This window comes from Cohnella sp., from assembly GCF_041641335.1.
GTDB lineage: Bacteria > Bacillota > Bacilli > Paenibacillales > Paenibacillaceae > Cohnella.
This window is the reverse complement of record NZ_JBEPYQ010000160.1, coordinates 1-8,315: the sequence shown is the minus strand read 5'-3', so window position 1 is coordinate 8,315 and position 8,315 is coordinate 1. Positions and strand designations below refer to the sequence as shown.

Annotated in this window: 7 protein-coding genes; 6 read left to right on the top strand and 1 reads right to left on the bottom strand. The window is 57.2% G+C overall.

Going from position 1 to position 8,315, the window contains the following annotated elements; all coding sequences use genetic code 11:
* Positions 1 to 1,068, top strand: a 1,068-nt coding sequence (locus ACESLM_RS29925) for a fibronectin type III domain-containing protein (RefSeq protein ID WP_372638291.1), incomplete at its 5' end; no start/stop codon positions are given.
* A gap of 373 nt (positions 1,069 to 1,441) precedes the next feature.
* Here ACESLM_RS29925 and ACESLM_RS29920 read toward each other — a convergent pair.
* The gene (locus ACESLM_RS29920) at positions 1,442 to 3,307 is read right to left on the bottom strand and encodes an apiosidase-like domain-containing protein (RefSeq protein ID WP_372638289.1); all 1,866 of its coding nucleotides are present in this window, start codon (positions 3,305 to 3,307) and stop codon (positions 1,442 to 1,444) included.
* 215 nt (positions 3,308 to 3,522) lie between these two features.
* On the opposite strand from ACESLM_RS29920, the gene ACESLM_RS29915 reads away from it, so the two are divergent.
* From ACESLM_RS29915 to ACESLM_RS29895, 5 genes are all read left to right on the top strand, one after another.
* A complete protein-coding gene (locus ACESLM_RS29915; RefSeq protein WP_372638286.1) occupies positions 3,523 to 4,683 on the top strand; it encodes an NAD(P)-dependent oxidoreductase in 1,161 nt (386 codons plus the stop codon).
* Entirely contained in the window at positions 4,680 to 5,906 is a 1,227-nt protein-coding gene (gene lhgO / locus ACESLM_RS29910) for an L-2-hydroxyglutarate oxidase (RefSeq protein ID WP_372638283.1), read from the top strand. Before ACESLM_RS29915 ends, lhgO begins: the two co-directional genes overlap by 4 nt.
* The gene (gene rfbC / locus ACESLM_RS29905) at positions 5,893 to 6,462 is read left to right on the top strand and encodes a dTDP-4-dehydrorhamnose 3,5-epimerase (protein WP_372638280.1); all 570 of its coding nucleotides are present in this window, start codon (positions 5,893 to 5,895) and stop codon (positions 6,460 to 6,462) included. Before lhgO ends, rfbC begins: the two co-directional genes overlap by 14 nt.
* Positions 6,463 to 6,464: 2 nt before the next feature.
* Positions 6,465 to 7,508 (top strand): NAD-dependent epimerase/dehydratase family protein, encoded by a 1,044-nt coding sequence (locus ACESLM_RS29900; RefSeq protein ID WP_372638277.1) that lies wholly within the window; start codon positions 6,465 to 6,467, stop codon positions 7,506 to 7,508.
* The coding region (locus ACESLM_RS29895; RefSeq protein ID WP_372638274.1) for a glycosyltransferase family 2 protein at positions 7,505 to 8,315 on the top strand (811 nt) is incomplete at its 3' end. The genes ACESLM_RS29900 and ACESLM_RS29895, both read left to right, overlap by 4 nt.

Sequence of the window (8,315 nt, the reverse complement as noted above, 5' to 3'; positions counted from 1 at the left end):
GAAGTGTTCTATTACTATCGCGACGGAGTGTATTACGGGTACACGCAGGACTTCGACAACCTGCAGTTCACGGCGACGGGGCTTGCGCCGAACACCACCTATACCTTTACAGTGAAGGCGAAGGACAAGGCGCAAAACTGGGGGCCGTTCAGCAATCCGCTGACGGTTAAGACGGACGAAGAGCCCGGCCGGGATACGACGCCGCCGACGGCTCCGGGCAACCTGAGTCTGGTGTCGAAGACGGAGAAGACGGCGACGATGAAGTGGACGGCGTCGACGGACGAGAGCGGCATCGAAGTGTACGACATCTATCGCAACGGCGTTTATTACGGGTACACGCAGGACTTCGACAAGCTTCAGTTCACGGCGACGGGGCTTGCGCCGAACACGACCTATACGTTCACGGTGAAGGCGAAGGACAAGGCGCAGAACTGGGGTCCGTTCAGCAACCCGCTGACGGTTACGACGGACGAAGAGCCCGGCCGGGACACGACGCCGCCGACGGCTCCGGGCAATCTGCGGCTCGTGTCGAAGACGTCGACGGCGGTCGCGATGAGGTGGAATGCCTCAACGGATGCGAGCGGCATCGAAGTGTACGATATTTATTTGAACGGTATTTATTACGGGTATACGCAGGACTTCGACAACCTGCAGTTCACGGCGACGGGGCTTGCGCCGAACACGACCTATACGTTCACGGTGAAGGCGAAGGACAAGGCGCAGAACTGGGGCCCGTTCAGCAACCCGCTGACGGTTACGACGGACGAAGAGCCCGGCCGGGACACGACGCCGCCGACGGCTCCGGGCAATCTGCGGCTCGTGTCGAAGACGTCGACGACGGTCACGATGAGGTGGAACGCTTCGACGGACGCGAGCGGCATCGAAGTGTACGACATCTATCGCAACGGCGTTTATTACGGGTACACCCAAAATTTCTCCAACCTGCAGTTCACGGCGACGGGACTGACGCCCAACACGAACTATACGTTTACGGTAAAGGCGAAGGACAAGGCGCAGAACTGGGGCCCGTTCAGCAACCCGCTGACGGTCAGGACGAATCCGTCCTGATTCATCGATAGTTAGTTATGCTGGAGATGTATCTTCTTCAACTCCGTTACGGTCGTGAAGTCTGAATGATAACCCCGTGACAAGGGGATTTCACGACCGTAAGAAGTTCGATGTACTATCGAAATCGCTGAGGGAAGGGGGATATCGGGGCAAACGGCTCGTCAGGTTGCAGGAGCAAACGGTTCAGGCTGGTCGCAAGGGTAACCGCCAGGAAGCGGCGTCTAACGGTCTGCCAGACCGTAAAATGGTCGGAACCCCTGGGAGGCTGCTGACAACATGGGGGGTGTACACCGGGGTACATCCCCCGTTCAATTTCAGTCGGATAAGGAAGCCGGCCCATGAGCCAAATCGGGGGCGCAATGCCGCCTAACGCCTAAGGTGCTTCAAAGCCTGCCGCCTTATCGTCGAGCAAGAGAATCCAATCCTGGCCAATCCCGCTTGTCGGCGGGAGGAACGTTCTCGTCCCCGTATTGGCGTAATCGGCGATCCGGGTCGTGACTCCCGTCCGGGGATCGTACCAGGAAGCGGAAACTTCTTCCCCCGATATTTTCCCCATTCGAACGCGGATTTCCGAGCCTCTGGGAGAGTAGACCATCGCATAATCCGATCCCCGCGTCGCCCGAAGATGCGATCCGCCCGCCCCTTCTTCTACGAGAAGCGTCTGGTCGGGCACCCGCTCCAGGAACGGCCTGGACTCGATCAGCTTCCGAACGTATTTCATCTGCGCTCTTCCTTCGGCGTCGATCGCGTCGTACCAGTAAACGTCCTCGTCCGCCGTTCGGCCGGGCGCGTACATCTGCCAGATGGATCCATGTCCGTACGAGTGCCCGAACGCTCCGGCGAAGACGGGCCAATAGGCCGCCGTCCGCGCGTCGTAAGCGGAGAATCGGCCGTTCGACGAACTGAAGTTAATACCGCTCTCCTCGTATCTCGGTTCCGCGTCCAGCACCGGTTTGGCCGGTTTCCGGGCGTAGTCCTGGGAAATCTTCTTGTAGTTCGGATAATCCCGGGAGAGATGACCCGACTGATACATATTGAAATCGAGCCAATCTTCGTCATGGAACCACTGCGAAGACGATTTTCCCCCGATCGGATGGAAGGTCATCAACTGGGAGCCTCCTCCGTCCCGAATGCCTTTCGCCATCTGCCGGATGAGCTCTTCCTGATCTTCGTTCACCGGAGCCCGGTCTCCGCCGAGCACCCACACGACGTTGCTCCGGTCTGCGTAGCGGCTGCCGATCCATTTCCCGTAGAGATAGGCTTTTTCCGCATCGAAGAGGCCCTGGTAGGGCTGTTGATAAGCCGCTCGGTTATCGAGAATATACTTGCCCCACGTCGGCAGCAAAGCGACATACAGTCCATGGGAAGCCGCCTTATCGATGAAGTAGTCGGCATGGTCCCAATAATCGTATTGCTTCGGGTCGGACGGATCGTTCCCCTCGGTCGTCAACGGCTTGCCGGGATCCGCATTCGTCAGCGGAAGATCGTCGTGAGCGTTCGGAACGGAGCGGTCCCAGTAATGCGTCAGGGCGACGACCTGGACGACGTTGAACCCTTGTTCGGCGCTGCTCTTCAAATACTTCCCGACTTCGGAGCGGTTCAGGCGCTGAATCGCTTCCCATGCCGTGTCCGCCAGCCAGAAGAACGGCTTGCCGTCCTCCGTCTCGAGAAATCTCCCGTTCCCGCTTACCTTCAGTTTGCCCAGCCCGTCCGCAGAGACGGCGAATTCCGCGTCGGCGGCCGGTTCGGTCCCGTCGGGCTTCGAGGAATCCCATTCGAGAACGGCGGTCCGCCCGCCGGCGACGATTCGGCTACCCGTAAGCGACGCCCAGGTCTCCAGCGGAATCATGAGAGAGCCCTTGTACGCGTATGCCTTGGCGGCTCCTTCGATCTTCCCTTCGTTACCGATAACGACGCTGCTGCCCGGTTGGAAGCGGTAGACCTCGGAACCCTTGGAGGCAATCGCTTGTTTGCTTGCGGAGTCGTAAGAGGTTTTAAAGCCGAAGACGGGCGCGATACCCGTAAGCGGGGCATACGGAACGCCGTCGTTTACGAGGTACGGCTGAGGGGCCGAGAGCGTTCGGCCGTTATGAACCCAGTCTTTCTTGCCTAACGTAAGGACAAGCCGGTTGTCCGCGCCGCTTTGCGCCTGTAGAGAGTCCGACCGGATGTACATCGAACAAGAGACGAGCGCCGCTATCGCTAATGAGGCGACGATCCGATACGCGATATTCTTCATATTCTTCAAGTCCCCCTCCTCGTCGCGAACCTAGGCGGATCACAACTTTCATGAAACGAATTGTATCAAAATTGCAGAAAGTGTGCAAATTCACCCCTGATCAAGCGTGGAAACTACGAATATTCCGCTTGACATGATACTAATTGTATCATAATGTAGGAGGTATAAATGATACAAATAGTATCATAAATCAAAGGTCAAGGAGATAGTGCCACATGGAGAGTGTGAAGAGAATCGGCGTAGTCGGCACGGGATTGATCGGCAAAGGGCTGATCATGGCTCTGGAGAACGATCCTTCATTTGATTTGTCGCGGATTTTGACCCGAAGAGAGATCGATTCGATGATCGGATTTCCGAGCGCCGGGAAGCTGACGAACGACGTCGACGAACTGATCGATAATTCCGATCTGATCGTCGAATGCAGCGGGGACGTCCTCTACGGAACGGACGTGATCGATCGGGCTATCCGGGCGTCCTTGCCGGTCGTGACGATGAATTCGGAGCTGCAGGTAACGACCGGATCTTACTTCGCTCGCCGCGGATTCATCACCGAAGCGGAAGGGGATCAGCCGGGTTGTCTGGCGGCGCTGCACGAGAATGTCCTTCAGATGGGATTCAAGCCGCTTGTCTACGGGAACGTCAAGGGATTTCTGAAGCTGGATCCGCAGCCGGACGAGATGGAATACTGGTCCAACCGGAACGGCACGAGCCTGGAGATGACGACTTCCTTTACGGACGGCACCAAAGTGCAGATCGAGCAGGTTTTCGTGGCGAACGGGTTGGGAGCGGGAATCGCGGCAGACGGGCTTCTGGGGCCGCTGTCCGAGGACGCCCATTCGGGCGGAGTGCATTTAGCCGAGAGGGCGAAGGAAGCCGGCTGCGCGATAAGCGACTACATCTTGTCCCCGAAGACGCCGCCCGGAGTGTTCATTACGGCCGAGATCGATTCGCGCCACAAGGATGCGCTGAGGTACTACAAAATGGGCGAGGGACCTTATTATACGATGCTCGTCAATTACCATCTCTGCCACCTGGAGATTTTGAAGACGATCCGGCGGGTGTTCAGCGGCGGCGGAGTTCTTCTCAACAACGGAACCCATCCTCGAATCAGCGCGGCCGCGGTTGCCAAGCGGGATCTGTATCCCGGCCATGCCATCAGAAGAGGAATCGGCAGCTTCGACGTCAGAGGAATCGCCGTGGAGATCGCGGCCCACTCCGAACACGTGCCCATCGGACTGTTATCCGATGCGGTCGTCGTCCGTCCGGTGAGGGAAGGGCAGATGCTCACCTTCGCCGACGTGGAGCTCCCGAACAGCCTGGCTCTCCGCGCTTGGCTCGAGATTAAGGAAGAAGCGCTATACGCACCCTCCAGATGAAGAGCCGAATTTACGATTATCTCATCGTCGGAGGAGGCATTATCGGACTTACGATCGCCAGGGAGCTGAGGCAGCGGTTTCCCGATTGCCGAATCGCGATACTGGAGAAGGAAGCGGACGTCGCGCATCATGCCAGCGGGAGGAACAGCGGCGTTCTTCATGCGGGATTCTACTATACGGCGGATAGCCTGAAAGCGAAGTTTACCCGCGAAGGCAATCTGGCGATGACCCGGTACTGCGAAGAGAACGGCCTGAAGATCAACAAGTGCGGCAAAGTCGTCGTGGCTTCCAACGAGGAAGAGCTGACGGGATTGTATGAATTGAAGCGGAGGGCCGACCGGAACGGCGTGGAGCTGAATTGGCTGACCGAGGAAGAGCTTAAGCGGATCGATCCGAACGTCAGAACCTATCAGAAGGCGCTGCATTCCCCGACGACCTCCACGGTCGATCCGGTGGAAGTCTGCTTCAAGCTCAAGGAAGAGATTGCGGCCGGCGGAGTCGAGCTGTATTTCAATTGCCCGTACAAAAGCCGCACGGACGGAACGGTTCATGCCGGGAACAAGACGTTCGAGTGCCGGTACTTCATCAACGCCGCCGGATTGTACGCGGATAAGATCGCCCAAGAGGCGGGGTTCGGCACGCCATATACGATTCTTCCTTTTAAAGGAATCTATCTCAAGTATGCCAAAAATAAAACCGATCTCGGAACGAACGTCTATCCGGTGCCGAATCTGAAGAATCCGTTTCTGGGCGTACATTTTACGAAGACGGTCGACGGGAGCATCAAGATCGGGCCTACCGCTATTCCGGCTTTCTGGAGAGAAAATTACGGAGGATTCCGCAATTTCAAAGCCGGCGAATTTGTCGCCATTCTCGGTTACGAGCTCAAGCTGTTCCTGTCCAACGCCTTTCATTTCAGATCGCTTGCTATTGAGGAAATGAAGAAATACTTCAAGTCCCATTTTATCGGCTTGTCGCTCAGCATGGTCAAGGAGATCGACCGGGACGGCTTCGGGGAGTTCCTGAAGCCCGGCATACGGGCGCAGCTTCTTCACAAGGAGACGCTGGAACTGGTGCAGGATTTCGTCATCGAAGGGGACGACCGCTCGATGCACGTGCTGAACGCCGTATCGCCCGCGTTTACCTGCTCTTTCCCTTTCGCGAAATACGTTGTCGATTCCATTTTGGAGAAACAAGGAGGCCGTAAAGTTGAAGCTGGTTGAAACGAAGCTCAAAGACGTCTGGATTCTGGAGCCGGCCGTGCACGGCGATCATCGAGGTTACTTTATGGAAAGCTATAACAAAGCGAGTTTCGAGTCGCTGGGTCTGCATTTCGACCTGATTCAGGACAATCATTCGCTGTCGACGGAGGTCGGCGTCATTCGCGGGCTTCATTATCAGAAATCCCCGAAGGCTCAGACCAAGATCGTTCGGGTGCTGACGGGAGCGATCTATGACGTCGCGGTAGATTTGCGGCCCGGTTCTCCGACGTTCGGGGAATGGGTCGGGGTCCACCTTTCGGAAGACAACAAGCGGCAGCTTGTCGTTCCGAAAGGTTTCGCCCACGGATTTTGCACGACCGCTCCCCATACGCAAGTGCTGTATAAAGTCGACGAATACTATTCGCCCGAGCACGACAGCGGCATTCGGTGGGACGATCCCGATCTGGGCATCGAATGGCCGGCCGCGGAACCGATTTTATCGGACAAAGACCGCGGCCAACCCTCGTTCAAGGCGTTCGTCGATCGATTGCAAACCCCATTCACGGAGGCTGGATGATCATGAAACACGTGTTGGTAACTGGAGCGGGCGGCTATATCGGAAGCGTGCTCGTGCCTAAGCTTCTGAACAAAGGCTATCGCGTAACCGCGATCGACCGGTATTTCTTCGGCGCCGACAAGCTGCCGGAGCACGACAACCTGAAGATCGTCAAGGAGGATTGCAGACGGTTGACGGAGCGGGATTTGGAAGAGGTCGACGCCGTCATCGACCTGGTCGCGATCTCCAACGATCCGAGCGGGGAGCTGTTCCAGGAAGCGACGTACGAGATCAATCACCTCGCCCGGGCCAACACGGCCAGGCTGGCCAAGAAAACCGGCGTTCGCCGTTATATTTTGCCATCCTCCTGCAGCCTGTACGGGTTTCAGGACGATGGGGTTATCGTGAACGAAGAGTCGCGGACGAATCCGCTGACGACTTACGCGAAAGCGAACGAGCAAGCGGAACGGGACATTCTGCCTCTCGCGGATGCCCTGTTCACCGCCGTCGTCATCCGTCAGGCGACGGTGTACGGCTATTCTCCGCGAATGAGGTTCGATCTGGCGATCAACGGCATGACGCACGGAGCGTGGGAGAACGGCGTCATCCCTCTGATGAGGGACGGATCGCAATGGAGACCGATGGTGCATATCCAGGATACGACCGACGTCATGTGCCTGCTCCTTGAAGCGGACGAGTCGATCGTCAACGGTCAAATCTTCAATGTCGGCTCCGACCGGAACAACTACCAGCTGGGGCGCCTGGCGGAAGAGATCGCCGCGGCGTTGCCGATCGACGTGGAGATCTCCTGGTACGGGGACCCGGATCACCGCTCTTACCGGGTCGGCTTCGAGAAGATCGAACGGGCGTTGAACTGGAAGGCCAAGTGGACAGCCGCAGACGGCGCGCTCGAAATCTACGACGCGCTGGCGACGGGCAGGCTGGTCAAGGACGAGCAGACGATTACGTTAAGCTGGTATCAGGAGCTGGCGAAATGGCACAAGATCATTAAGGAATGCGAGCTGTACGGTGGTATGATCTCGGGCATCGGAGCGCGCATCTCATGACTTCCGGGAAGAAGGAAAATCTCGTCAGCGTCGTGATTCCGATCTACAACGGCCAGCGGTACATTGAAGAGACGGTCAGGAAGGTGTTGGATCAGACGTATTCCGAAATCGAAATCATCTGCATCATCGACGGGACGAACGACGAATCGGGCAGCATCCTCCGCCGCTTCGGCGACCCGAGGATAGAGATCCTGGAACAGGAAAACAGGGGGGCGACCTATACGCGCAATCGCGGCTTGTCGCTGGCGAAGGGAGAATTCATCCTGTTTCTCGACCAGGACGACGTCATTCATCCGGAATTCATCGAACGAACCGTGCGGGAAATCGTGCGGACCGGCAGTACGGGCGTAGCCGTAAACGGACATCTTATCGATGCGCAGGGAAGAAGAATTCGCCGGATGTATCGGATTCATAAACCGAAGCTCACGCTCAGGTCCCTGTTGAAGGGCAACCAGATGTATACTTCGTCCCAAGTGCTGCTCAGGCGCGACAAGCTGGCCAAGATCGGTTCCTTCGACGTGCAGGCCGACCAGGCAGACGATTGGGACATGTGGATCCGGCATGCGCGAAATGGCAAGCTGACGTTTCTGGATCTCGATTTGATCGGCTATCGGATGCACGATGCGAACCAGTCTTTGAACGTGGACAAAATGCTTCGCAGCGAGCTTCATATCGTGGAAAGAAAGCTGGCCGACGCCGATAATCCGCAAGAGATCAAAAGCTACACGTACATGCGTTACTCGACGAGAGCCGGGGATTGGAACGCTTTGGCGAAGGCGGTGCGCTTGAATTCGTCGCTTGTGCTGC

Bases quoted from the DNA above. Each gene is read 5' to 3' on its own strand.
- ACESLM_RS29920 (WP_372638289.1), bottom strand. From the start codon at position 3,307: ATGAAGAATATCGCGTATCGGATCGTCGCCTCATTAGCGATAGCGGCG.
- ACESLM_RS29900 (WP_372638277.1), top strand. From the start codon at position 6,465: ATGAAACACGTGTTGGTAACTGGAGCGGGCGGCTATATCGGAAGCGTG.
- lhgO (WP_372638283.1), top strand. From the start codon at position 4,680: ATGAAGAGCCGAATTTACGATTATCTCATCGTCGGAGGAGGCATTATC.
- ACESLM_RS29915 (WP_372638286.1), top strand. From the start codon at position 3,523: ATGGAGAGTGTGAAGAGAATCGGCGTAGTCGGCACGGGATTGATCGGC.